The sequence below is a fragment of the Burkholderia territorii genome (genome assembly GCF_001718335.1).
Taxonomy (GTDB): domain Bacteria; phylum Pseudomonadota; class Gammaproteobacteria; order Burkholderiales; family Burkholderiaceae; genus Burkholderia; species Burkholderia territorii.
This window is the reverse complement of record NZ_CP013365.1, coordinates 1528962-1553661: the sequence shown is the minus strand read 5'-3', so window position 1 is coordinate 1553661 and position 24700 is coordinate 1528962. Positions and strand designations below refer to the sequence as shown.

27 protein-coding genes are annotated in these 24700 nt (G+C 67.9%); 25 read left to right on the top strand and 2 right to left on the bottom strand.

Annotated features, from left to right (window positions below):
- Positions 1 to 555 precede the first annotated feature (555 nt).
- Positions 556 to 996 carry a hypothetical protein gene (locus WS51_RS32815; RefSeq protein WP_236872342.1) on the bottom strand — a complete coding sequence of 147 codons (441 nt, stop codon included), beginning with the start codon at positions 994 to 996 and terminating at the stop codon, positions 556 to 558.
- Between WS51_RS32815 and WS51_RS06880 the strand changes: the two genes are divergently transcribed.
- From WS51_RS06880 to WS51_RS06815, 15 genes are all read left to right on the top strand, one after another.
- Complete coding sequence (locus WS51_RS06880) at positions 968 to 2452, top strand: ShlB/FhaC/HecB family hemolysin secretion/activation protein (RefSeq protein WP_236872341.1); 1485 nt, start codon at positions 968 to 970, stop codon at positions 2450 to 2452. The two genes, WS51_RS32815 and WS51_RS06880, sit on opposite strands and share 29 nt — an antisense overlap.
- A 67-nt stretch (positions 2453 to 2519) precedes the next feature.
- Positions 2520 to 4325: a DUF2341 domain-containing protein gene (locus tag WS51_RS06875; RefSeq protein ID WP_069229149.1), complete on the top strand. Its 1806-nt coding sequence runs from the start codon at positions 2520 to 2522 to the stop codon at positions 4323 to 4325.
- Positions 4326 to 4344: 19 nt separating this feature from the next.
- Complete coding sequence (locus tag WS51_RS06870; protein ID WP_059451059.1) at positions 4345 to 4755, top strand: ExbD/TolR family protein; 411 nt, start codon at positions 4345 to 4347, stop codon at positions 4753 to 4755.
- Between the two features lie 4 nt (positions 4756 to 4759).
- Positions 4760 to 5458 carry an energy transducer TonB family protein gene (locus WS51_RS06865; RefSeq protein ID WP_059507665.1) on the top strand — a complete coding sequence of 233 codons (699 nt, stop codon included), beginning with the start codon at positions 4760 to 4762 and terminating at the stop codon, positions 5456 to 5458.
- Between the two features lie 92 nt (positions 5459 to 5550).
- Positions 5551 to 7365 (top strand): putative porin, encoded by a 1815-nt coding sequence (locus WS51_RS06860; protein ID WP_060022402.1) that lies wholly within the window; start codon positions 5551 to 5553, stop codon positions 7363 to 7365.
- Between the two features lie 12 nt (positions 7366 to 7377).
- Positions 7378 to 8058, top strand: a complete 681-nt coding sequence (locus WS51_RS06855) for a coiled-coil domain-containing protein (RefSeq protein ID WP_059943247.1) — start codon at positions 7378 to 7380, stop codon at positions 8056 to 8058.
- A gap of 56 nt (positions 8059 to 8114) precedes the next feature.
- Positions 8115 to 8693, top strand: coding sequence for a YbjN domain-containing protein (locus WS51_RS06850; RefSeq protein ID WP_069229147.1), 579 nt, complete (start codon positions 8115 to 8117; stop codon positions 8691 to 8693).
- A complete protein-coding gene (locus tag WS51_RS06845; RefSeq protein WP_059507661.1) occupies positions 8690 to 9130 on the top strand; it encodes a hypothetical protein in 441 nt (146 codons plus the stop codon). Before WS51_RS06850 ends, WS51_RS06845 begins: the two co-directional genes overlap by 4 nt.
- A gap of 86 nt (positions 9131 to 9216) precedes the next feature.
- Entirely contained in the window at positions 9217 to 10107 is an 891-nt protein-coding gene (locus WS51_RS06840; RefSeq protein WP_059774211.1) for a peptidylprolyl isomerase, read from the top strand.
- Between the two features lie 6 nt (positions 10108 to 10113).
- On the top strand, positions 10114 to 10959 hold the full coding sequence (locus tag WS51_RS06835; protein ID WP_069228843.1) for a hypothetical protein: 846 nt from the start codon (positions 10114 to 10116) through the stop codon (positions 10957 to 10959).
- Positions 10960 to 11008: 49 nt separating this feature from the next.
- Positions 11009 to 11377: a hypothetical protein gene (locus WS51_RS06830; protein WP_230958547.1), complete on the top strand. Its 369-nt coding sequence runs from the start codon at positions 11009 to 11011 to the stop codon at positions 11375 to 11377.
- Positions 11378 to 11462: 85 nt separating this feature from the next.
- Positions 11463 to 12857 (top strand): Do family serine endopeptidase, encoded by a 1395-nt coding sequence (locus WS51_RS06825; RefSeq protein WP_236872340.1) that lies wholly within the window; start codon positions 11463 to 11465, stop codon positions 12855 to 12857.
- 89 nt (positions 12858 to 12946) lie between these two features.
- Positions 12947 to 13402: a hypothetical protein gene (locus tag WS51_RS06820; RefSeq protein WP_069228841.1), complete on the top strand. Its 456-nt coding sequence runs from the start codon at positions 12947 to 12949 to the stop codon at positions 13400 to 13402.
- Positions 13403 to 13424: 22 nt separating this feature from the next.
- Positions 13425 to 13601, top strand: a complete 177-nt coding sequence (locus WS51_RS31975; protein WP_155640026.1) for a hypothetical protein — start codon at positions 13425 to 13427, stop codon at positions 13599 to 13601.
- A gap of 269 nt (positions 13602 to 13870) precedes the next feature.
- Positions 13871 to 14812, top strand: coding sequence for an IclR family transcriptional regulator (locus WS51_RS06815; protein WP_069228840.1), 942 nt, complete (start codon positions 13871 to 13873; stop codon positions 14810 to 14812).
- Between the two features lie 116 nt (positions 14813 to 14928).
- Here WS51_RS06815 and WS51_RS06810 read toward each other — a convergent pair whose 3' ends face one another.
- Positions 14929 to 16008, bottom strand: coding sequence for a porin (locus tag WS51_RS06810; protein WP_059451069.1), 1080 nt, complete (start codon positions 16006 to 16008; stop codon positions 14929 to 14931).
- Positions 16009 to 16458: 450 nt separating this feature from the next.
- On the opposite strand from WS51_RS06810, the gene WS51_RS06805 reads away from it, so the two are divergent.
- The 10 genes from WS51_RS06805 to WS51_RS06760 all read left to right on the top strand — a co-directional run bounded on the left by WS51_RS06805 (position 16459) and on the right by WS51_RS06760 (position 24671).
- A complete protein-coding gene (locus WS51_RS06805) occupies positions 16459 to 16776 on the top strand; it encodes a non-heme iron oxygenase ferredoxin subunit (RefSeq protein ID WP_006758060.1) in 318 nt (105 codons plus the stop codon).
- 1 nt (position 16777) lies between these two features.
- Positions 16778 to 17089, top strand: coding sequence for a recombinase-like helix-turn-helix domain-containing protein (locus WS51_RS06800; RefSeq protein ID WP_039321045.1), 312 nt, complete (start codon positions 16778 to 16780; stop codon positions 17087 to 17089).
- A gap of 54 nt (positions 17090 to 17143) precedes the next feature.
- Complete coding sequence (locus tag WS51_RS06795) at positions 17144 to 18214, top strand: aromatic ring-hydroxylating dioxygenase subunit alpha (protein WP_059451070.1); 1071 nt, start codon at positions 17144 to 17146, stop codon at positions 18212 to 18214.
- Positions 18207 to 18977 carry an SDR family oxidoreductase gene (locus tag WS51_RS06790; RefSeq protein ID WP_059451071.1) on the top strand — a complete coding sequence of 257 codons (771 nt, stop codon included), beginning with the start codon at positions 18207 to 18209 and terminating at the stop codon, positions 18975 to 18977. The genes WS51_RS06795 and WS51_RS06790 overlap by 8 nt, the downstream gene beginning before the upstream one ends.
- A 34-nt stretch (positions 18978 to 19011) precedes the next feature.
- Positions 19012 to 19539 carry a cupin domain-containing protein gene (locus WS51_RS06785; protein WP_009692519.1) on the top strand — a complete coding sequence of 176 codons (528 nt, stop codon included), beginning with the start codon at positions 19012 to 19014 and terminating at the stop codon, positions 19537 to 19539.
- Positions 19540 to 19557: 18 nt separating this feature from the next.
- Positions 19558 to 20454 (top strand): alpha/beta fold hydrolase, encoded by an 897-nt coding sequence (locus tag WS51_RS06780; protein ID WP_059451072.1) that lies wholly within the window; start codon positions 19558 to 19560, stop codon positions 20452 to 20454.
- Positions 20451 to 21311 carry an IclR family transcriptional regulator gene (locus WS51_RS06775; protein ID WP_059507653.1) on the top strand — a complete coding sequence of 287 codons (861 nt, stop codon included), beginning with the start codon at positions 20451 to 20453 and terminating at the stop codon, positions 21309 to 21311. Before WS51_RS06780 ends, WS51_RS06775 begins: the two co-directional genes overlap by 4 nt.
- A gap of 79 nt (positions 21312 to 21390) precedes the next feature.
- The gene (locus tag WS51_RS06770) at positions 21391 to 22188 is read left to right on the top strand and encodes an SDR family oxidoreductase (RefSeq protein ID WP_059507652.1); all 798 of its coding nucleotides are present in this window, start codon (positions 21391 to 21393) and stop codon (positions 22186 to 22188) included.
- Positions 22181 to 23851: a thiamine pyrophosphate-binding protein gene (locus tag WS51_RS06765; RefSeq protein WP_059451075.1), complete on the top strand. Its 1671-nt coding sequence runs from the start codon at positions 22181 to 22183 to the stop codon at positions 23849 to 23851. The genes WS51_RS06770 and WS51_RS06765 overlap by 8 nt, the downstream gene beginning before the upstream one ends.
- Positions 23844 to 24671: an aspartate dehydrogenase gene (locus tag WS51_RS06760; RefSeq protein WP_069228839.1), complete on the top strand. Its 828-nt coding sequence runs from the start codon at positions 23844 to 23846 to the stop codon at positions 24669 to 24671. Before WS51_RS06765 ends, WS51_RS06760 begins: the two co-directional genes overlap by 8 nt.
- The last annotated feature ends 29 nt before the right edge of the window (positions 24672 to 24700 follow it).

The window sequence follows — 24700 nt, the reverse complement described above, 5'->3', positions numbered from 1 at the left end:
CGGGCCGCGCGAAACCGCAGGTTTTCGTGATGTCCGTGTGCTTGCCGCGCGGCGACAGTGCCGGTCGTCCCGCGTAAACGATATCGGGCCGGTGGTCGCACCCGGTTTCGTGAATATCTTCAGCGGAATGTCACAAAAACTTCCCGGTACAAACCCGACGATTGTCGGGCCGCCCGCAGGCGCATCGCGATTCGCGCGCTACGCGTCGGGCGGCCAACACGTTTGCCGGTGACGCACGCAAGTGCAACGCCGTAGAGCCGTTACGGCCGTGCAGGCGATACGCACACGAAACGGGGGCCACGCACATTCCTGTACGGCATCCCGCGCGAGCGCGCGCGGGTTTCCGCCGTGCGCGCATTGCAGGCCGCACGCCATTGGCGTCGCGCGGGTGGTCCGCGCAAAAAAGTTTGCGGCAATGCGTGCTTCGTTCCGTCTAGGTAGGTGAGAGCGGCAAGCAGGTGTGCCGCGCGAGATTGCCGCGTGTTTGCGTCCGACGCAGCGGCGTCGGCGATTGCGGGTTTTCCGACGACGTTTCGTCCTTTCCGGTAGACACGGTCAAGCCTGTCCGAACAGCGCTTCCGTTATCGCGGCATGGCGGCGAACACGCGAACGGTGCATCGATCGTAGCGACGGATGCCGGTGATGCAAATCGAGGAAGCGCATCACGCGGACCATGATAAGGATGGCGAATAAATCGTCATCAAAGTGAAACAGGCATTTGATAGCGGGGCGGCCGCTCGTACAGCGCGGCCGTCCGGCGATCCGGAACAACAAAGGGGAATGGCGCATGCCGCCGAGAGTAGACCGCAAGTCACGCGAACGATGGCGGCTGAAATGCCGATGTCTGGCCTGCGCCGTGCTGGCCGGAGGGCTGTGCGTCGCATCGGGCGTCCGCGCGCAGGAAGCCGCCGCGACGCCGGCCGCAAATGCCGCGGCGTCGGGATCGTCGGCGCCGCAGACGTTCGACGTGAACGCGTTCGTCGTGCGCGGCAACACGACGCTGCCGACGCTCGAGATCGAGAAGGCCGTCTATCCGTTCGAAGGGCCGGGCCGTACGCTCGCCGACGTGAACGCGGCGCGCGACGCGCTGCAGAAGGCCTATCAGGAGCGCGGCTACCAGTCGGTTGTCGTCGAGCTGCCGCAGCAACAGGTGAAGAACGGCGTGATTTTGCTGCAGGTGACCGAGGCGAAGGTGGGCAGGCTGCGCGTCGAGGGCGCGCAATACAACTCGCCGCAAAACATCCGCGACGCGGTGCCCGCACTCGCCGAAGGCAAGGTGCCCGACTTCAACGAGGCGCAGCAGCAGCTTACCGACCTGAACCGTTCGGCGGACCGCCAGGTGATTCCGGTGCTCAAGCCGGGCGCGATGCCGCAGACGGTCGACGTCGATCTCAAGGTCGACGATCACAGCCCGTTGCACGGCACGCTCGAGCTGAACAACGACAACAGCCCCGGCACGTCGACGCTGCGCACGAGCGCAAGCCTCAGCTATTCGAACCTCTGGCAGCTCGGTCACGTGATTTCCGGCACCTACGTGATCGCGCCGCAGCACCCGAACGATGCGCGCGTGTACGCGTTCTCGTATCTCGCGCCGATCAAGGACACGCGCTGGAGCTTCCTCGCCACCGTCGTGCACTCGGACAGCAACGTCGCATCGGTCGGCGGCACCAACGTGCTCGGCAAGGGCACGACCTACGGCTTCACCGCGATCTACGCGCTGCCCGCGTCGGACACTTACGCGCACTCGGTCAGCATCGAGATCGACCGCAAGCATTACGACGAGAACGTGAGCCTGGTGGGCCAGACGTCCACCGCGCCGCTGACCTACGTGCCGGTGACGTTCTCGTACAACGGCCAGCTGAGCCTGAAGAACTCGCAGACGTCGTTCTCCGCGTCGCTGACCACCAACATCCGCGGCCTCGGCAGCGACTGGGGCGCGTGGGACAACAAGCGCTACAACGCGACGCCGGATTTCGTGTACGGCAAGTTCGACATCAACCATACGCAGCGTTTCGCGAACGACATGCAGGCCAACGCGCATGTGAGCGCTCAGATCTCGAACTCGCCGCTCGTGTCGAGCGAGCAGTTCGCGGCCGGCGGGATGAATAGCGTGCGCGGCTACATGCAGGCGGAAGACACGGCCGACAGCGGCGTGATCGCGTCGCTGGAGCTGCGCAGCCCGTCGCTGTCGAAGTGGCTCGGCGGCGCCGTCGGCAGCCGCGTGAACGAGTGGCGGTTCCACGCGTTCTTCGATGCCGCGCATCTGTGGCTGCTCAGCCCGCTGCCGGAGCAGACGTCGCGCTTCAACCTGATGAGCGTCGGCGTCGGCACGCGACTGCAGCTGATGAAGTACGCCAGCGCGGACTTCGAGGCCGGCTGGCCGTTGAAGGCGGGCGTCTATACGCGGCAGTACAGCCCGCGCTTCGATTTCTACGTACGGCTGGGGTTCTGACGAATTTTTTTTGATCGTGCCGGGGCGATGCGGCGAGCGCTGCGCCCGCACATTCGGGGAGTGGATCGTGAAGCGAGTCTTGTTTTTCCTGTTGGCGGTGATGCTCGGCGTGTTGCCCGGCATCGCGAACGCATGGTGGCAGAACGACTGGTCGTACCGAAAGGCGATCACGATCGACGCGAGCCCGAAAGGCGCGAACCTCGCGGATTCGGCGGGCCGCGTGCCGCTGCTGATCCGCCTGCATTCGGGCAACTTCCAATTCGACGGGCTGGCCGACAACGGCGCCGATATCCGCTTCGTCGCGGCCGACGACAAGACGCCGCTGAATTACCACGTCGAACAGTACGACCCGGTGCTCGGCGTCGCGCTGATCTGGGTCGACGTGCCGAAGATGCCGGCAGGTGCCGCGGAATCGATCTGGATGTACTACGGCAACAAGAAGGCGCCGGACGGCGGCAAGCCGGCCGAGACGTTCGATCCCGACTACACGCTCGTCTACCACTTCAACGGCGCGTCGGGCACGCCGCCGAAGGACATGACCGCGTATGCGAACAACGCGCAGAACGCGACGTTCCGCACGGTCGAGGACGGCATCGTCGGCAAGGGCGCGCGCTTCGACGGCAATGCATCGCTGACGCTGCCCGCGAGCCCGTCGCTGAACCTGCCGGCAGGCGGCAGCTTCACGTTCAGCGCGTGGGTCAAGCCGGCCGCGCTCGCGCCGAATGCGCTGCTCTACAGCCGCCGCGACGGCGCCAACGCGCTGCTGATCGGCCTCGACAACGGCGTACCGTTCGCGCAAGTCGACGGCGCGGCCGGCAGCGCGGCGCCGGTGCGCACGCCGGCCGCGTCGCCGGTCGCCGCGAACCAGTGGACGTACGTCGCGGTGACGGCCGACGGCAAGAACCTGACCGTCTACGTAAACGGCAAGCAGGCCACGCAGGTCGCGGCAGCACTGCCCGCGCTGAACGGCGTGGCGACGGTCGGCGCCGATGCAGCGGGTGCACCGGCGGGCTTCGCCGCGTACACGGGCACGCTCGACGAACTGCGGCTGTCGAAGATCGCGCGTTCGCCCGCCGCGCTCGCGGTCGATGCACTGGCCCAGGGCTCGGAATCGAAGCTGGTCGCTTACGGCGCCGACGAAAAGCAATCGGGTTTCGGCTTCGGTTACTTCGGCGTGATCGTGCAGTCGGTGACCGTCGACGCGTGGGTCGTGATCACGATCCTGCTCGGCATGGCGCTCGTGTCGTGGATCGTGATGTGGACCAAGGCGCGCTACGTCGGCACGGTCGACAAGGCGAACCAGTATTTCGTGCAGCGCTTTCGCGAAGTGGCGGGACGCCATCTGGTCGGTCTCGCGCATGTCGATGAGGCGAGCGCCGAAGGGCGCCGGTTGTATCAGTCGTCGCTGTACCGGCTCTACAAGGCCGGCGTGCACGAGATCCACAGCCGCGTGGACGGCAACGGCCGCACCGTGATCACGAGCGAGTCGATCGAGGCGATCCGCGCGTCGATGGACGCGACGCTCGTGCGCGAGAACCAGCGGCTGTCGAAATCGATGGTTTTGCTGACCATCGCGATCTCGGGCGGCCCGTTCCTCGGCCTGCTCGGCACCGTGGTCGGCGTGATGATCACGTTCGCGGCGATCGCGGCAGCCGGTGACGTGAACGTGAACGCGATCGCCCCGGGTATCGCGGCCGCGCTGCTCGCGACCGTCACCGGCCTGTTCGTCGCGATTCCCGCGCTGTTCGGCTACAACTACCTGCTGATCCGCAACAAGAACGTGACCGCGAACATGCAGGTGTTCGTCGACGAATTCGTCACGCGCCTCGCCGAAGCGCATCGCGCGCCGGATCACGCGGTGCTGGCCGACTGAACGCACGCAGGAGACCACCATGCAGGTTCAGGACGACGACAAGCCGTACGACGACATCAACATCACGCCGATGCTCGACCTCGCGTACGTGCTGCTGATCATCTTCATCATCATGACGACCGCGTCGGTGCAGGGCATCAAGGTCGATCTGCCGAAGGCGAGCTCGTCGGCGAGCCTCGCGAAGCCGAAGACGAAGGCGATCACCGTGGCCGATTCGGGCCAGGTATTCCTCGACGCGTACCCGGTGACGATGGACGAACTCGAGAGCCGGCTGCGCACCGAGAAGGCGAGCAATCCGGAATTCCCGATCGTGCTGAAGGGCGACGCGGCCGTGCAGTACCAGAAGGTCATGGACGTGCTCGACCTGCTGCGCCGCCTCGATCTGTCGCAGGTCGGCCTCGTGACCGGCAAGGCGAAGCAGGGCGGCTAGCGCGATGGAAATGACCTACAACGGCGGCCCGCCTGACAAGGGCCCCGGCCGCTACGTGAAGCCCGTCGCGATCGCGCTCGTGCTGGCGGCGCTCGCCGCGCTGATCTGGCATTTCGCGGGCGATACGGCGGGCGTGAAGCGCGCAAGCGCGCCGCAGGTGACGACGGTGATTCCGTTGCCGCCGCCGCCTCCGCCGCCACCGAAGAAGCCGCCGCCGGAGAAGGTGAAGGAAGAGGTCAAGACGCCGGTCGAGCGGCCGACGATCGCACCGAAGCCGTCCGAGGCGCCGAAGCCGTCGGACAACCAGCCGAAGCAGATGACGATGAACGCGCCGGCGCAGGCCGGCACCGACAGCTTCAACATCGGCGCGGGCGACGGCTCGGGGATGGTCGGCAGCGGCGGAGGCGGCAAGTTCGGCAATGCGAGCTACGCGCAATACATGGTGTACGTGCTGCAGCGCGCGATCGAGCAGGACAAGGGCGTGCAGGAAGCCGGCGGCGCGCGCTTCGCGGGCAGCCTGAACCTGTGGATGGACGCGTCCGGACGCATCACGAAGGTGACAGTTGCGCAATCGACCGGCGACGCAAAGATCGACGCGGCGGTGGTCGCGGCGGTCGAGTCGCTCGGGCGGGTCGACGAGGCGCCGCCGCCCTCGACCGCGTATCCGGTGCTCGTCAGGCTGCAGGGGCGCAAGCCGGCATGACGTACCGCGCGCGAATGGCGAATGAATCCACGGGGCAGGTCCGTCGCACGGATGCTGCCGGAAAAGAAACGGAAATTGTTCGGAGTGCTTCGATGATTCACAAGATGAACGGACGGGGTGCGGTGCCCCGCAGCGGGGCGCTGCCCGTGCGCCTGTCGCGCGTCGGCGCGGCGGTGCTGACGCTCGGGCTCGCGTGCGCGTCCGCCGCGCACGGCCAGTCGCTCGACGCGCAGGCCGCGTCGGGCAAGGCCGCGCCGACGGAGAGCGTGGTGATCAACCTGATCAACCTGCTCGTCAAGCGCGGCGTGCTTACGCAGCAGAATGCGAACGAGCTGATCGCCGAGGCGCGTACCGAAGCCGTGCAGGCGCGCGCCGCGCGTGGCTCGGGCGCGGCGGTCGTGGCCGGCACGGGCGTGGTCAACCCGCCGACGCAGCCGGGCGACGTCGCGGTGCCGTACGTGCCGCAGCTCGTGCGCGACCAGATCCGCGACCAGGTGAAGCAGGAGGTGATCGCGCAGGCGAAGGCCGAGAACTGGGCGCAGCCGAACACGTTCCCCGACTGGGTGTCGCGCATCAAGCTCGACGGCGACATGCGCGTGCGCGACGAATATCACTTCTACGGCAGCCGCAACGCGAACAACGTGACGAACTTCGCGGCGATCAACCAGGGCGGCGGATTCGACATCAATCCGAACACCAACACGACGCAGCTGCCGACGCAGAACACCACGCAGAACCGCAACAACCTGCTGCGCTATCGCGCGCGGCTGGGCGTGACGGCGACGCTGTCGGACGACATGATCGCCGGTCTCCAGCTCGCGAGCGGCAACGACAACGGCCCGGTTTCGACCACGGGAACGGCCGGTGGCGGCTGGGGCAAGAAGAACATCTGGCTGAACAAGGCGTTCTTCGCGTATCGGCCGACGCCATGGCTGAACCTGACGGCCGGCCGCTTCGACAACCCGTTCTTCAAGTCGGACCTCGTGTTCTCCGACGACCTGATGATGGACGGCCTCGCCGCGAACCTGCGTCACGCGCTGCCGTGGAATCCGGACGTCACGCTGTTCGGCACGCTCGGCGTGTTTCCGATCCAGTACACGAGCGAGAACTTCCCGTCCAACAGCACCGACAAGGCCGGCAGCGACACGAAGTGGATGTTCGGCGCGCAGTTCGGCGCCGACTGGAAGATCGACGCGAAGAACCGGTTGCGCGGCGCGGTTGCGTACTACGACTTCCAGAACATGCGCGGCACGCTGTCGTCGCCGTGCGCGCTGTACCTCGGCGCGACCAGCTGCAGCACCGACAACGAGGCACCGGCGTTCATGCAGGGCGGCAACACGCTGATCGCGCTGCGCAACATCGTGCAGAACCCGAACCTCGCCCCGGGGATGACGCCGCAGCCGCAGCTGTTCGGGCTCGCATACAACTACCGGCTGCTCGACCTGAAGGCGCAGTGGGACACCGTCGTCGCCGATCGCATCAAGCTGCGTCTGGACGGCGAATACGTGCGCAACCTCGCGTACAACGACAACAAGGCGTTCGCGGCCGCGTCGCTGCCGGTCAACAACTACGAATCGACGTCGGTGAACGCGACGCGCGCCGATTACCGCAGCGGTCCGAACGGCTTCCTCGCGAAGGCGACGATCGGCGAGCCGGAGCCGCGCGAGAAGGGCCAGTGGAATTTCTCGATCGCCTACAAGTACCTGCAGCCGGACGCCGTGCTCGACGCGTTCAACGATCCGGACTTCCACCTCGGCGGCACCAACGCGCGCGGTTACGTGATCGGCGCCGCGTATGCGGTCGCGCGCGACACGTGGGTATCGGCCCGCTACCTGAGCTCGAAGGAAGTGTACGGGCCGCCGGTTTCGATCGACGTGCTGCAGCTCGAGCTCAACGCTCGCTTCTGACCGGAGCCGCGGATGAACACGACCTATCGCACGATGCTCGCGGCCGCGCTGCTGTTCGCGGGCGGCGGCGCGCACGCGCAGAGCATCGAGGACAAGTTGCGCAGCCAGTTGCGCTCGACCGTGCAGGAACTGCGCCAACTGCAGGACAACCAGGCGCAATTGCAGGCCGACAAGGCTGCCGCGGAGAAGCAGCGCGACGATGCGCTTGCGCAGTTGAAGACCGTGCAGGCGCAGCTTGCGTCGGCGCGCGGCGATTCCGGCGCCGAAGCGGCCGCGAAACGCGCGCTCGCGGCGGAGCGGGCGGGGCGCGAGCAGGATGCGCGCGCGCTTGCGAAGTACAAGGCGTCGTACGAGGACTTGCTCGCCGTGTCGCGTGCGCGCGATGCGCAGCATGCACAGGCGCAGAAGGACATCGCCGCGCGTGACACGCAACTGAAAACCTGCCAGGCACACAATGCCGAGCTGTATCGCGTCGGCCACGAGATTCTCGACGCATACGAGCATGTCGGAATCGGCACGTTCTTCGCGTCGCGGCAGCCGTTCGCGCAATCGGCGCGCGTGAAGTACGACGAGATCGCGCAACGCTACGGCGATGCGCTGTATGCGGGCAAGTACGATCCGGCCGCACGCGTGCCGGCCGCGGCGCCCGCATCGGCAACCGCCGCATCGTCCGCATCCGTGAGTGCGCAGTGACCCGGCCGCAGCAAGGCCTTGAACCGATCGATCCGTTGAACACCGGGAAGACAGACATGCAACACACGCAATCGAATACCGCCGACGACCGCGCCGCACATGACGCACCGATCGAAGCGATCAGCGCGGAGCACCTCGCCGATATCCTGCGCCGCGCGGGCTACCGCGTGACCATCGCCGAACAGAACGGCGCGATGCAATTGATGAGCGCGAGCCAGGGTGTCGGCTTCGCGGTGCGCTTCGGCAATCCGGCCGTCGCACTCGCACCGCAGGACGCCGATGCCGCGGCGCTCCCGTACATCGACTACACGCTGTCGTGCGTGCTGCAGGTGCAGGGCGACTTGCCGGCGGAACTCGTCGCGAACTGGAACCGCACCAAGCGCTTCGCGCGTCTCGCGAGCCACGGCGCGTTTCTCGCGCTGGAGATGGACGTGGTGGTCGCGGGCGGTGTGTCGGAGCGCCACCTGCGCTCGACGGTCGAGCTGTGGGACCGTTTGATCCAGGAATTCCTGCTGCACCTGCGCAACCGTCCGGCGATGGCCGAGCAGGAAGCGGCGGCCCGCATGGCGGCGGGCGGTGACGCGGCGGCATCGCCCGCCGTCGCGGCATCGCCCGAGGTCGCGGCGCAGTCATGATCGCTGCGAGCCGGCGCGCCGGCCACTGGATCGGCGCCGCGCTGCGCACGCTGCTGCGGGCGCGCGTGCAACTCGCGGCGCGCACGACGGCAGCGGCCGACGCGCCCGCCGCATGGATCGCGTATGCGGACGGTGTCGCGCGGCGGTTGCAGACGGCGATCGACGGCGACGATGCGGCTGCATGCCGGCTGCGCGCGGACGTCGGCCGCTGGGCCGACCGGCTCGCGGATACCGGCGACGACCGGCTGATGCTGCCGGTGCGCGCGTGGCTCGACCGGCGCGGTCACGTGACCCGCGTGGACAGCGCGCCGGCCGCCGATCCGGCGGTCGATGCGGCGCTGCGCGACGTGCTCGTCGGCCGCGCGATCGGCACGGCGCCGCCGCACGGGATGACCCAGCCGATCGTGCTGCGCATGGCGCTGTCGCGCCTGCGCTAGCCGATGCGGCGACGAACGTAACGACGCGTACGCCGCACGCGCTGCGGCGTGCGCGATACGACGGCAATCGAGAGGGCAGTCGAACCATGATGACGAAGATGAAGACGCTGGCGCTGATGGCCGGCGGCCTGATGCTGGCCGCGCCGCTCGCCGCGCACGCGCAGGACGACGTGATCGCAAACGCCGCGCAGGCGTCGGTCACGCAGTCCGATATCGCGAGCCTGCTGAAGGCGGTGAGCCCGGAAGGACGCGAGCGGCTCGCGGCCGATCCGGCGGCGCTGGACCAGATCGTTCGCTCGACGCTCGCGCAGAAGGCGGTGCTCGCCGAGGCGAAATCGAAGGGCTGGGAGAAAGACGCGCAGGTGCAGGCGGCGATCGAGCAGGCGCGGCGCGACATCGTCGTGCGCAGCTATCTCGCGTCGGTGAGCGCACCGCCGGCCGACTATCCGTCGGACGCCGAGATCCAGTCGGCCTACGAGCGCAATCGCGCGGCATTCACCGCACCGCGCGCGCTGCACGTCGCGCAGATCTACATCGCCGTGCCGCCCGATGCCGATGCCGCGACGCTCGATGCCGCGCGCAAGCACGCGACCGATCTCGCGAACCGCGCGCGCACCGGCGATTTCGCGGCGATTGCGAAGGCGAATTCGCAGGACAGGGCGAGCGCGGCAAACGGCGGCGATCTCGGCTTCGTGCCGGATTCGGTGATGCTGCCGGCCGTGCGGCAGGCGGCCGACGGGCTGAAACCGGGCCAGGTGTCGGCGCCTGTCCGCACGCCGTCGGGGTTCCATGTCGTGAAGCTGCTCGAGGTACGCGCGGCCGCGCCGCGCCCGCTCGCCGACGTGAAGGAACAGGTGCGCACGATGCTGCGCGCGCAGCGCACGCAACAAAACGCGCAGGCGTATCTCGCGAAGCTGACGGCGAACGCACCGATCAACGAAGACGCGCTGAAGAAAGCGCTCGCGGCTGCCCGGTAGGCGCCCATGGCACCCGTCCGTTCGACGCCGCGCGCTCTGGCGCCCGATACGCGCACGCCGGGGCGGCGGCGCGCTGCCGCCGCACCCGATCGTCCGCGTTTGCCGAAGGCGAATCCATGGCCGGGGCGGCCCGGCGAATGGCCGACACATTGCCCGCTTTGCTTCGGCGCGCTCGAGCCGCTGCCCGGCGCGGGCGGCCATGCACGGCACCGCAGTGCGCGCTGTTCGGCGCAATGCGTGCTGACGACGCGGCAATACCAGCCTGACGAGCTCACGATTCGCGGCTCGCGCGACGCGCAGGTGGCGGCACGTCATCGCGACGCGTTCGTCGTGCAATGGGCACGTCATTACGCGCTGATGCGACACGTGTGGCCGTCGCTGACGATCGAGCGTTTCATCGCGGTGATCGCGTGCATGGACGTCGCGGATCTCTGGTCGTACCGGATGCTGCGCGACGCCGATCTCGCGGCCGTGCTGCTCGTGCTGGCCGGCTTCCTGCGCGTGCCCGATGCGCTTGTCGGCGACGCGCCGGCCGCTGTTGCCCCCGGCGCCGCGGCGCTCGCGCCGACGGTGCGCTGGGTGCGGTTCTGGTTCGATGCGAGCGTGCGCGACGTCGGCGATCTGTGGACGGCGAGCGGCGATGCGCCGCGACTCTTTCGCGTCGATTATCGGGAACCCGTCGTCACGCCGTATCCCACGGGCGCGCAGGTGCTGGCCTGGCAGCCGATCGACGGGATGCGCGACGCATGGGCGCGCAGCGCCGACGCGCTCGCGCCTGCGGTGGACGCGACCGAGCGCGCCGCGTTCGAGCGCTTTCTCGCCCGGCCGAGGACGCGCGGCGCGCTTGCATGAACGGACGAGTGCACGGACATCGGCGGACCATGATCGAGGGGAAGCGCGGATGAAGATGCGACTGGAGGTTCTGGTGACGTTCGCTTGCATGCTGCCGGTTGCCGGCGCGCTTGCACAGGGTGGTCACGCGGCGGCGGACGAGCCCGGTTCGGCTACGAAGCCCGTGTGCGTCGACGCGGAAGTGGACGGCAAGCGTGCGCTGTCGTACGACTGCCTGAGCCGGCAACTGAAACCGACGCCCGATGCGCAACCGGGCGGTGCGTCGCAGACGGATTCGGAGCGGTTGTCGAAGCAGCCGTCGAATCGACTCGGCACGTTCAACCTGTCGACCGAACGGAATCGCTTCGGCTCGAACTGGGGCCGCTCGGTGACGCCGCAACGGCCCGACGCACCGGTCGCGGTGCCGCCGAAGCCATGATGGCGCCCAGCATCGGGAGCCGACGAGGAGCCGCGACGTGAACACGTGCATGAACATCGGGCGCGCAGTAGCGACGCGAACGACGATGAGCGCGTTGGCCATCGCATGCGCATGCATCGCGACGACGGCCGCGACGGCCGCGACATCGGCGGCCGAGCGGCCCGCATCGGCGGCGGATCGTCCCGTAGCCTCGAGCCTCGCGCTGCCCAACTTCGCGGCGCTCGTGCGACGCGTGGGCCCGGCCGTCGTCAACATCAGCGTCACGCGCGAGGTCACGCAGATGGGTATCCAGCTGCCGCCCGGCATCGCGCCCGATCATCCGCTCGCGCCGTTTCTCGCGCGGCGCGTCATCGGCAACCGCGAGGAGGTGAGCCTCGGCTCCGGCTTCATCGTGAGCGAGGACGGCGTGATCCTGACGAACCGGCACGTAGTAGGCGATGCGGCCACCGTCGACGTGAAGCTGACCGACAAGCGGCAATTCACGGGTCGCGTGATCGGCAGCGATCCGGTGTCCGACGTCGCGGTGATCCGCATCGACGCGCGCAACCTGCCGGTCGTCGCGACCGGCGACCCCGCGCGCACCGAGGTTGGCGATTGGGTGATGGCGATCGGTTCTCCTTACGGGTTCGCGAACACGGTCACGCAAGGCATCGTCAGCGCGAAGTCGCGTTCGTTGCCCGGCGAACGTGCGATTCCGTTCATCCAGACCGACGTGCCGATCAATCCCGGCAACTCGGGCGGGCCGCTGTTCGATCTCGACGGTCGCGTGATCGCGATCAACTCGATGATTTTCTCGAAGACGGGCGGTTATCAGGGGCTCGCGTTCGCGATTCCGATCGACATTGCGCTCGACGTGAAGGACCAGCTGCTGCGCACCGGCAAGGTCACGCGCGGCCGGCTCGGCGTCGCCGTGCAGGAAGTGAGCCAGGCGCTCGCGCGTTCGTTCGGCCTGCCGAACTCCGACGGTGCCCTGATTACGACGGTCGAACCCGACGGTCCGGCCGCGCATGCGGGGTTGCGGGCGGGCGACGTCGTGCTCGCGGTCGACGGCAAACCCGTCGCCGAATCGGCGGACCTGCTCGGCGCGATCGCGGGCATGCGCGGCGGGCGGCAGGCCGACCTGCTCGTGTGGCGCGCCGGACGGGCGATGCACGTCAACGCGACGGTCGGCGCGTTCGACAGCGGGGCGGCGCCGGCCGGCGGCGCGCAAGGGCCGGCGCGATTCGGGCTTGCGCTGCGCGCCGCGACCGAGCAGGAAAGGCAGCGGCTCGGCATGAGCCAGGCGCTCGTCGTCGAGCAGGCGAGCGGCCAGGCGGCGCGCGCGGGCCTTCAGCCCGGCGACATCGTGCTGTCGGTCAACGGCACGCCGGTCGCGAGCATCGGTGCGCTGATGGCCGAGATCGACGCCGCGCGCGGCAACGTCGCACTGCTCGTGCAACGCGGCGGCTCGCGGTTGTATGTACCGATCGAAATCGGATGAGCGGCGCGGGCGAGCGGGCACGTTGCGCGACGGTGCGGCGCACATGGTTTGATCCGGCACGCGGGAACACACGGGAAACGGGAGGTGCGATGGGGCGATGGCGGGAAGGGGCGGTATCCGGGTGGTTGCGCACATGCATTTGCGCATGCGTGCTCGCCGTGTGCGTGCCGGTTGCCGCACAGACCGCCGACGTGCCGCAGCCGTGGATCAACTATGCGCAGCTCGTCGGGCGGCAGTTCCAGGCATGGCTCGAAGCGGACGGCGACGCGGCCGACCGGCTGCATCGGTATCTGGAGGAGCGCGTGTTGAACGCGCGTGCCGATGCGCCGCCGCCGGCGATCGTCGTGCGCGCGTGGATCGGGGCGAACGGTGCGGTGACACGTGTCGAATTCGCGTCGCTCGGCTCGGCCGATGCGGATGCGACGCTGCGTCAGTTGCTGACCGCGAGTCCGCTCACCGAGGCACCGCCGCCGGACATGCTGCAGCCGTTGCGGGTGCGGTTGAGGTTGATGCCGAATCCGGGCGCGGCGGCCAACGCGCCCTGACGGCACGAATCGTCCGGCTCCCGTGACGCGCGCAGATGCCGCGCGCTACGTGATCGCGGTGCCGGTCGACGTCGTCAAGTCCGTCCTGCGTGTCAACGGCATTCCGTATGAAGAAACGGATGCGCGGCAGCTCGAACCGCTGCAGCCGCATGCGGCGCGCGCGGCGACATTGCAGGTCGGTATCCTGTGCGGGCGGTGACGGGCGTCTTTCCGTCACACAGGCCGCCGCGCCGCTCGACCCCGGGTGTCCCACCCCGCGACGTTCCGGTGGGCAGTCCTGTCTATCGCTGCTATCCTTTCGATCGCATCAAGCTATATCAACGCCGCGCGGGCCGGTCGAGCGCACCGGGCCGTCGGCCGCCCGAGCCGGATCGTGTTGATCCGGTCCGGTCGAAAATCCATAATCGAGCATTGCGGGTCTTTTGTGAACGCTTCCATTCCGTCCATGTGCAGAGGGTCAATCCAACGATGAGCGGCGCATCGAAACCACCGGCGAAGCCGGCAAGCGCGCCGCGCGCGACAGCGGACGACACCGACCACGACGCGCTGAAGCACGGCGCGGCCGACGACGAATCGTCCGCCGGCGGGTCGTCGTATCTGGTTCCGGGCCTCGAACGCGGGCTGCGGATCCTCGCCGAATTCTCCGCGCGCGAGCCGGTGCTCGGCGCGCCCGAGCTGTCGAAGCGCATCGGCATCCCGCGCACGACCACCTTCCGCCTGCTGCAGACGCTCGAGGCGCTCGGCTTTCTCGAGCGCGTGAACGGCGACCGCTATTTCCGGCTCGGCGTCGGCGTGCTGCGGCTCGGCTTCGAATACCTGAATTCGCTCGAACTGACCGATCTCGGTACGCCCGTGCTCGAACGGCTGCGCGACGCGACGGGCCTGTCGACGCACCTGCTGATCCGCGACCAGCGCGACGTCGTGTTCGTCGCGAAGGCGCAGAGCAACACGTCGATGTTCGGTTCGGTGAAGGTGCACGTCGGCACGCGGCTGCCCGCGCACGCGACCGTGCACGGGCACGTGCTGATGGGCGACCTCACGCGCGACGCGTTGCGTCAGCTCTATCCGGAAAAACGGCTCGAGCAGTTCACCGAACGCACGCCGGGCACCGTCGACGAGCTGTACGAGCGCGTGCGTCACTACGCGCGGCTCGGCTACGCGGTCAGCGAGGCCGCGTTCGAGAGCGGCATCTCGGCCGTGACCGCGCCCGTGCGCGATCATTCCGGCGCGATCGTCGCGGCGGTCACCGCGACGGTGCCGCGCTCCGAGATCGGCGAGGCCGGAGAGAAGGAGCGGCTCGTCGAAGCAGTGTGCGGTGCGGCGGTCGATCTGTCGCAGCGCCTGAACTACCGGCCGCTCGAAAGCGATCCGACGTTCGCGCACGCGCGTCATCGGGTCGCGATGTTCTGATCCGTCGCGCAGGCCGCATCGTGCGGCTTTATTCATTCATCCATCGCCAATGAAAAAGAGCAGCCCGCGGGCTGCTCTTGTCGTCTCGGGCCCCGGGCGCGTGCGCCCGTCGCCGCTCAGAACGAATGGTGGATGCCGGCCAGCACGACCACCTGGTTCGCGGTGCTCGACACGCCGGCCGTGAAGAACGCGGCCTTCGCGCCGCCCGAACCATGCTCGTACAGCACGTTCGCGTACAGCTGCGTGCGCTTGGACAGCGCATAGATGTCGCCGAGCTCGACCTGCGTCCAGCGGCGGCCGGCCAGGGTCGTGGTCGCCGCGCCGCCCGCGATCGTGTTGAACGCGCTGCTGCGGTAGTTCACACCCGCGTCGTAGCTCTGGAACGTGTCGGAAAACCCGTTCGACTGCATCTTCACGCGCGTATAGAGACCGTGCACGAGGAAGTCGCCGAACTGGTAGGACGCGCCCGCGCCGATGTTCTCGACCTTGTTCGCGAGGTAGCCGTTCGCGGTGTTCTGCCCCTGGAACGACGTGATGCCCGTCTGGCCGATCAGGATCGCGCGGTCGTGCTCGTTCGAGTACACGGCCGACGCCTTGAACGGCCCGTTCGCGTAGTTCAGCGCGACACCGACGGACTTGCCGGTCGAGAAGTTCGTCGTGTTGCCGAGCGCCATCGTGGCCGCGGCCGAGAAGCCGGCGAAGCTCGGCGAACGGTACTTGACCGCGTTGTTGTACGGCACGTTGCCGGTCGCGGCGAGCCCGTCGATATTGCCCGGATGGAATGCATACCAGCTCATCGCGAGATACGCGGTGCTGAGCGGATCGAGATAGTCGAACGTCAGCGGCGTCTGCCGGCCGAGCGTCAGGGTGCCGTAGCGCTCGGAGCTGAGGCCGACGAACGCCGCGCGGTTCCAGATCGTGTTCGCGGTCGCGAACTGCCCGTTGTTCGTATAGAAGCCGTTTTCGAGCTGGAAGATCGCCGACAGGCCGCCGCCGAGGTCCTCCTTGCCTTTGAGGCCCCAACGGTCGGGCTGCGTGTTGCCCTGGATCATCGCCCATTTCGCGTGACCGCCGACGTTGTTCACATACGCGACGCCGGCATCCATGCTGCCGTACAGCGTCACGCTGCTCTGCGCCCAGGCGCCCGACATCGCGCCCATTCCGATGATTGCTGCTGCTACCGCGTGCTTGACCATTTGATCTCCTGACTCTCCAAACCTGATGAGAAACGTGCCGTGGCGGCGGGCACGAGGACGGCCGGCCGTCGCGCGCTTCTTCACCACCGGGCGGGCATCTTTTGTGTTCCATATAAGGAACAGTGTGCCTCTGATGGAATGGAGTATAGAGGTGTCGCGGGAAGTATCAAAAATAAATTTATCGGGCCGGATGCGGTTGCAGACGATCCGCAACAGCGGGCCGGCAATCCTGAAAAGTGGACTTAAATCCCTGCCGTAAAACGAGAAATCATATTGGACGCGGATGACGGTGCCGGCCGTCGACCGGGCGGTCGGTGTTTTCCCTAGGACATGCAGCTTTTTGTTTTACTCGTGGAAAGTCGCTTCTATAATCACCATCCATAAACTGCTGTTCCGGATATGGAACAAATCCGGAGCGAACCGAGAGTCGATCAGAAGGAAGGGTGTGAGATGTCTGAACAATGGGTTTGCGCCGGGCACGCCGGCGCGCTGTCGGAAGACACGCCGATCGAGTTCAAGCGGACCGACGGCGTCGAAATCGGGATCTACCGCGTCGGCGACGAGGTGTATGCGCTCGAGAACGTGTGTCCGCATGCATACGCGCTGCTGACGCAAGGGTTCGTCGACGAGGGCACCGTCGAATGCCCGCTGCACGAGGCCGTGTTCGACATCAAGACGGGCGAATGCCTGAAGGGCCCGGGCGGGCGCGCGCTGAAGCAGTACGCGGTGCGGCTGGCCGGCGAGGAAATCCAGATCAAGGTGGAATGACATGAAAGAAGCGACCGTCAACTTCAATCCCTTCCTGAAGCCGTGGGTGGCGCCGCAGCCGAACAACGTCGCCGGCAAGGGGCAGATCGAGATCCCGGGCCAGGTCGAGAACCGGATCTGGCAGAACCGCAAGGCCGAGCCGACCCAATATGAAAACGACCTCGGCGATGCGCTCGAACGCGTGTTCGAGAGCGGCGCGACCGAGCTGGACGATGTCGTCGCGGGCCTGAACCGCATCGGCTTTCGCGCGCCGGACGGCACCGCGTGGACGGCCGAGCGCTTTCGCGCCGAAATGGCCTCGCTGGCGGAATGAACGCGCGCGCCGCGTGACCGCCAACCCGACGACAACCGCATCCGGAGCACACTGATGACGTCCCCCGCACAACACGAAGCCCAACACGACCCGGTCCGCGAGTACCTCGACCGCGGCATCAAGAACTACTGGTATCCCGTTGCCCCGAGCTGGCAGGTGTCCAACGCGCCGGTCGGCCTCACGCGCCTGTCCGAGCAGATCGTGCTGTGGCGCGATCACGAGGGCAAGGTCCACGCGCTGGAGGATCGCTGCCCGCACCGCGGCGCGCGCCTGTCGCTCGGCTGGAACCTCGGCGGCAACATCGCCTGCTGGTATCACGGCATCGAGGTCGACGGTGGCGGCACCGTCGCGCGCGTGCCGGCCGTTTCGAACTGTCCGCTCGAAGGCATGAAGTGCGTGAAGTCGTATCCGGTCGAAGAGAAGGCCGGCGCGATCTTCCTGTGGTTCGGCGATGAAGCGCATGGCGAACCGGCGCCGCTGAACCTGCCGGAAGAACTGGTCGCCGACGAATACGCCCACTTCCTGTGCGTATCGAACTGGAAGTGCAATTACCAGTACGCGATCGACAACGTGATGGACCCGATGCACGGCGCGTACCTGCACGCGACGTCGCACTCGATGGCCGAAGGCGACAAGCAGGCCGAGATGCGCGTGCGCAAGACGGAAACGGGCCTGATGTTCGAGAAGATCGGCCAGCGCGACGTGAACTTCGACTGGGTCGAGCTCGGCGAAACGGGCTGCCTGTGGATGCGTCTCGCGATTCCGTACAAGCAGAAGTTCGGCCCGGGCGGCAACTTCGGGATCATCGGCTTCGCGACGCCGGTCGACGGCGACAACTGCCAGGTCTACTTCTGGCGCACCCGCAAGGTCAGCGGCTGGCAGCGCGACGTATGGCGCTTCATGTACCGCAACCGCCTCGAAGGCCTGCACTGGGACGTGCTCGAGCAGGACCGCTACGTCCTCGAAAGCCTCGCGCCGCACGCGCGCGATCACGAATACCTGTACCAGCACGACGTCGGCATCACGCGCGTGCGCCGGATGCTGCGCCAGCGCGCGCAGGAACATCTGTCCGCGCTCGACGCGCACCGTGCGGCGCAAGCCGCGGCGGAGCCGGCGAATGGCTGAGTTCGCGCCGGTCGTTTCGCTGCCGGGGCGCCGTGTGCTCGTCACGGGCGGCGCGCGCGGTCTCGGCGCGGCGTTCGTGAAAGCGCTGGTCGCCGCGGGCGCGCAGGTCGCGTTCGGCGACGTGCTCGTCGACGAGGGCCGTGCGCTGGCCGCACAGCTCGCGCAAGCCGGCCACAGCGCGCACTTCTTCGCGCTCGACCTCGCCGATCCGGCGAGCATCGACGCATTCGTCGCGCAGGGCGCGGCGGCGCTCGGCGGCATCGATGCGCTGATCAACAACGCGGCGATCACGAACTCGGGCGGCAAGTTGTCGACGGAACTCGACGTGCCGACCTGGGATGCCGTGATGAACGTAAACGTGCGCGGCGTGTGGCTCGTCAGCAACGCGGCGCTGCCGCATCTCGCGCAATCGGGCCGCGGCGCGATCGTGAACCTCGCATCGGACACCGCGCTCTGGGGCGCGCCGAAACTGCTCGCGTACGTCGCCAGCAAGGGCGCCGTGATCGCGATGACGCATGCGCAGGCGCGCGAGTTCGGCGCGCACGGCGTGACGGTCAACGCGATCGCGCCGGGGCTCACCGAAGTCGAGGCGACGGCCTACGTGCCGGCCGAACGGCACGCGTTCTACATGCAGGGCCGCGCGCTGACGCGCGCGCAGGTGCCCGACGACGTGACGGGCCCCGTGCTGTTCCTGCTGTCGGACGGCGCGCGCTTCGTGACGGGTCAATTGCTGCCGGTCAACGGCGGCTTCGTAATGAATTGAATCGAAGTTTTCACTCTGAATGAAGGAGAGGACGATGGCGGACGCAGATCTCGAACGCAAGTCGTGGGACCAGCCGGAAGGCGCAAGCTTCGGCGACTGGATGGAAGGGCGTGTCGCGCGCTACGCGACGCGGCGCTACGACTGGGACGCACTGAAGTTCCAGGCCGACTACGACCCGAAGTATCGCCGTGCGCAGATGCGCTACGTCGGCACGGGCGGCACGGGCGTCGCGAAGGACGTCAACACGGTGCCGGCCGGCAACTTCACGTTTTCGACGATGGTCATCCCGGCCGGCAACATCGGCCCGAGCCACATCCACATCGACGTCGAGGAAATCTTCTTCGTGTTGCGCGGCAAGATGAAGGTGATCTGCGAGCGCGACGGCGAGACCTGGGAGGCGATTCTCGGCGAGCGCGACCTGATCTCGGTGCCGCCGGGCGTGTACCGCACGGAAATCAACATCGGCGAGGAAGACGCGCTGATGTGCGTGATGCTCGGTTCGCCGAAGCCCATCACGCCGACGTATCCGCCGGATTCGCCGCTCGCGAAGATCAAGCGCTGAGACGGGGCGGAGCAAGCAATGAGTGTCATCGACAAACGTGAACGCGACCGCACGGCGGCGTTCGCCGCGCTGCTCGGGCAGTTTCCCGAACAGCGCTGCGCGGCCGGCGCGGCGGGCACGATCGGCTATCGCGAGGCCGGCGCGCAGCATGCGGGCCGCGCGTTGCCCGTCGTGCTGCTGCACGGGATCGGCTCGGGCGCCGCATCGTGGGTGCGCCAGCTCGACACGCTCGGTGCGTCGCGACGCGTGCTGGCGTGGGACGCGCCCGGCTACGGTGTGTCGACCCCCGTGCACGGCGCGTCGCCGACGGCCGCCGATTACGCGGCGTCGCTGAACGCGTGGCTCGAGGCACTCGGCATCGAACGCTGCGTGCTGGTCGGGCATTCGCTCGGTGCGATCGTCGCGGGCGGGTTGGCCCGCGCGATGCCCGCGCGGATCGCCGGCCTGCTGCTGATCTCGCCCGCGGGCGGTTACGGCAGCGCGCCCGCCGAAACGCGCGACGCACGCCGCGATGCGCGCCTCGCGATGCTCGAGGAACTCGGCCCGGCCGGGCTCGCCGAGCAGCGCAGCGCCAACATGCTGTCGGGTTTCGCGAGCGAGGATGCGCGTGCGTGGGTGCGCTGGAACATGGCGCGCATCGTGCCGGCCGGCTATGCGCAGGCCACGCACCTGCTCGCGAATGCCGATCTCGCGTCCGATCTCGCCGGCTTTCGCGGTCGGACCGCGGTGGCGGTCGGCGCGAACGACGCGATCACGCCGCCTGCGGCGTGCGAGCGGATCGCCGCGGCAGCGCACGTCGGGCTGCAAGTGATTCCGCAGGCCGGTCACGCGGGTTACGTGGAAGCACCGGCGGTTTATTCGTCACTGATCGACACGTTCTGCCGTCAATGCGATCGTCAACGGGGGCTGGAATGAGCGAACCGTTGCAACAGCGGCAGGACGCGGAAGTCGCGAAGTCCGACGCGAACTACGTGGTGCCGGGCCTCGAACGCGGCCTGCGCATCCTCGCGGAGTTCTCGCCGCGCGAGCCGGTACTGGGCGCGCCGGAGTTGTCGAAGCGGCTCGGCATTCCGCGCACGACGGTGTTTCGTCTGCTGCAGACGCTCGAGTCGCTGGGCTTTCTCGAGCGCGCGGACAAGGACCGCAACTACAAGCTAGGCATCGCCGTGCTGCGACTCGGCTTCGAATACCTGAGCTCGCTCGAGCTGACCGATCTCGGCCTGCCGGTGATCGAAAGCCTGCGCGACGCGACCGGTTTCACGACGCACATCGTGATCCGCGACGGCCGCGACGTGGTGTTCGTCGCGAAGGCGCAGAGCCAGTCGCCGGTGTTCAGCTCGATTCGCGTGAACGTCGGCACGCGGCTGCCCGCGCATGCGACGACGCACGGCCACGTGCTGATGGGCGACCTGTCGCTGAAGGAATTGCGCGATCTGTATCCGGAAAGCACGCTGAACCGGATGACGAGCGCGACGCCGGAGACAGTCGATGCGTTGTACGAAGTAATCCGCGAGGACGCATTGCGCGGCTACGGCGTCAGCAATTCGTCGTTCGAACGCGGCATTTCGGTGGTCACGGCGCCGGTGCGCAACGACACGCAGAAGATCGTCGCGTGCATCACGGTGACGGTGCCTCGGCCGGAGATCGACGCGGCGCTGATCGCCGACGGCCTGATCGACAAGGTGCAGCGCGCGGCGGCGGAACTGTCGCGGCGGCTCAATTACCGCTCGGACGACGAGCACACGTTTATGAAGGCTTTGGGATTGAAATGAGATCCGCACGCATGCTTCGCACGCTGCCCCACAACGGGGCGACCATTCCTCCCGGGGCGGCCCGGCAGGGGGCGACGACATGATCAACATCGATCTGACCGGGCAGGTGGCGGTGGTGACGGGCGGTTCGTCCGGCATCGGCCTCGCGACTGCCGAAAAATTCCTGCAAGCCGGCGCGTCGGTCGCGATTTGCGGCCGCGACGGTGAGCGCCTCGCACGCGCGCAAGCGTTGCTCGGCGAGCAATACCCGGGTGCGCAACTGCTCGCCGTGCGCTGCAATGTGCTCGACGAAGCCGATGTGGCCGCGTTCGCGCAGGCCGTGTCCGACCGCTTCGGCCGCGCCGACATGCTGGTCAACAACGCGGGCCAGGGCCGCGTGTCGACCTTCGCCGACACGACCGACGACGCATGGCGCGAAGAGCTCGAACTGAAGTATTTCAGCATCATCCGCCCGACGCGCGCGTTCCTGCCGCTGCTGCGCGACGCGCACGCGCCGACGATCACCTGCGTGAACTCGCTGCTGGCGCTGCAGCCGGAGCCGCACATGGTCGCGACGTCGTCGGCGCGCGCGGGCGTGCTGAGCCTCGTGAAGTCGCTCGCGACCGAACTCGCGCCGCAGCGCATCCGCGTGAACTCGATCCTGATCGGCATCGTCGAGTCGGGTCAGTGGCGCCGCCGCTACGAAGCGCAGGCGCAGGCCGGCGAAAGCTGGGAAGACTGGACGGGCGCGCTCGCCCGCAAGAAGAACATTCCGCTGAACCGCTTCGGCAAGCCTGACGAGGCAGCCTGGGCACTCTTTTATCTCGCAACGCATCTGTCGTCCTACACGACGGGCAGCCATATCGACGTTTCTGGAGGCTTTGCACGCCATGTCTAAAAAAACCACGGTTGGCGAGCTGATTGCCGCCTTTCTCGAGCAGTGCGACGTCAAGACCGCATTCGGTGTCATCTCGATCCACAACATGCCGATCCTCGACGCGATCAACTCGCGCGGCAACATCCGGTATGTCGGCGCGCGCGGCGAAGCAGGCGCGGTGAACATGGCCGACGGCCTCGCCCGCGTATCGGGCGGCCTCGGCGTCGCGTTCACGAGCACGGGCACGGCGGCGGGCAACGCGGCGGGCGCGATGGTCGAGGCGCTGACGGCCGGCACCGCGCTGCTGCACATCACGGGGCAGATCGAGACGCCGTATCTCGATCAGGATCTGGCCTACATCCACGAAGCGCCCGACCAGCTCACGATGCTCGACGCGATCTCGAAGGCCGCGTTCCGCGTGCGCACGGTCGAGACGGTGCTGCCGACAATCCGCGAAGCGGTGCGCGTCGCGCGGACGGCCCCGACCGGCCCCGTGTCGGTCGAGATTCCGATCGACATCCAGGCCGCCGAAATCGAATGGCCGGAAGATCTCGCGCCGGCGCACGTCGCGGTGCGCGAGCACGACGAAGCGCGCGTCGCGAAGCTCGCCGACGCGCTGGCGGCCAAGCGCCGTCCGCTGTTGTGGATCGGCGGCGGTGCGCGCCACGCGCGCGCGGAAGTCGAGCGCCTGGTGAAGCTCGGCTTCGGCGTCGTGACGAGCGTGCAGGGCCGCGGCGTGCTGCCGGAAGATCATCCGGCGACGCTCGGCGCGTTCAACGTGCATGCCTGCGTCGAAGCGTTCTACAAGACTTGCGACGCGCTCGTCGTGGTCGGCTCGCGCCTGCGCGGCAACGAGACGCTGAAGTACAAGCTCGCGCTGCCGCAGCCGCTGTTCCGGATCGATGCCGATGCGCTCGCCGACAACCGCGGCTATCGCAACGCGCTGTTCGTGCACGGCGATTCGAAGCGCGTGCTCGCCGAGCTGGCCGATCGCCTCGAAGGCCGCCTGTCTGTCGATCCGCAGTTCGCGGCCGACCTTGCGGCGGCGCGCGAGCAGGCCGTCGCCAGCGTGGCCGAAGGACTCGGGCCTTACAAGAAGCTGGTCGACACGCTGCAGGGCGCGGTGGGCCGCGACTACAACTGGGTGCGCGACGTGACGATCTCGAACAGCACGTGGGGCAACCGGCTGCTGAAGATCTTCGAGCCGCGCGCGGGCGTGCATGCGCTCGGCGGCGGCATCGGCCAGGGCATCCAGATGGGCATCGGCGCGGCGCTGGCCGGCACTGCGGCGAAGACGGTCTGCCTGGTCGGCGACGGCGGCCTGATGGTCAACGTCGGCGAGCTCGTGACGGCCGTGCAGGAAAACGCGAACGTGATGATCGTGCTGATGAACGACCAGTGCTACGGCGTGATCCGCAACATCCAGGACGCGCACTACGGCGGCCGCCGCTGCTTCGTGCAGCTGCACCAGCCGGATTTCGCGCAGTTCTGCGCGAGTTTCGGTCTCACGCACTACCGGATCTCGTCGCTCGACCAGGCCGAGGCGATCGTGCGCGAAGGGATGGCGAAGGAAGGGCCGGTGATGGTCGAGGTCGACATGCTGTCGGTCGGCTCGTTCGCATCGGCATTCGCGGGCCCGCCGGTGAAGAAGGAAGAAACGCCGTCGGAGCGGCAGTATGCGTAACGGCCACGCTCACGGGCATGCGCCCGTCGACATCGCGATGATCGGCTTCGGCGCGATCGGCGCGGCCGTGTATCGCGCGGTCGAGCACGATGCATCGTTGCGCGTCGCGCACGTGATCGTGCCCGAGCACCAGCGCGACGCGGTGCAGCGCGAGCTCGGCGGTGCGGTGGAGGTCGTGTCGTCGGTCGACGCGCTGGCCCGCCGCCCCGAGTTCGCGCTCGAATGCGCGGGTCACAGCGCGCTCGTCGATCACGTCGTGCCGCTGTTGAAGGCCGGCACCGATTGCGCGGTCGCATCGATCGGCGCGCTTTCCGACCTCGCGCTGCTCGACACGCTGTCGCAGGCGGCCGACGAAGGCGATGCGACGCTGACGCTGCTGTCCGGCGCGATCGGCGGCATCGACGCGCTGGCATCGGCGAAGCAGGGCGGCCTCGACGAGGTGCTGTACGTCGGCCGCAAGCCGCCGCTCGGCTGGCTCGGGACGCCCGCCGAGGAACTGTGCGACCTGCGTTCGATGACGGAGGAGAAGGTGATCTTCGAAGGCACCGCGCGCGACGCTGCACGGTTGTATCCGAAGAACGCGAACGTCGCGGCGACGGTCGCGCTCGCGGGCCTCGGCCTCGACGCGACGCGCGTGCGGCTGATCGCCGATCCGGCCGTCACGCGCAACGTGCATCGCATCACCGCGCGCGGCGCGTTCGGCGAGATGTCGCTCGAAATGAGCGGCAAGCCGTTGCCCGACAACCCGAAGACCTCCGCGTTGACCGCATACAGCGCGATCCGCGCGCTGCGCAACCGCGCGGCGCGCTGCGTGATCTGAGCGGGCGACGCGGCCATTCGGGCCATTGA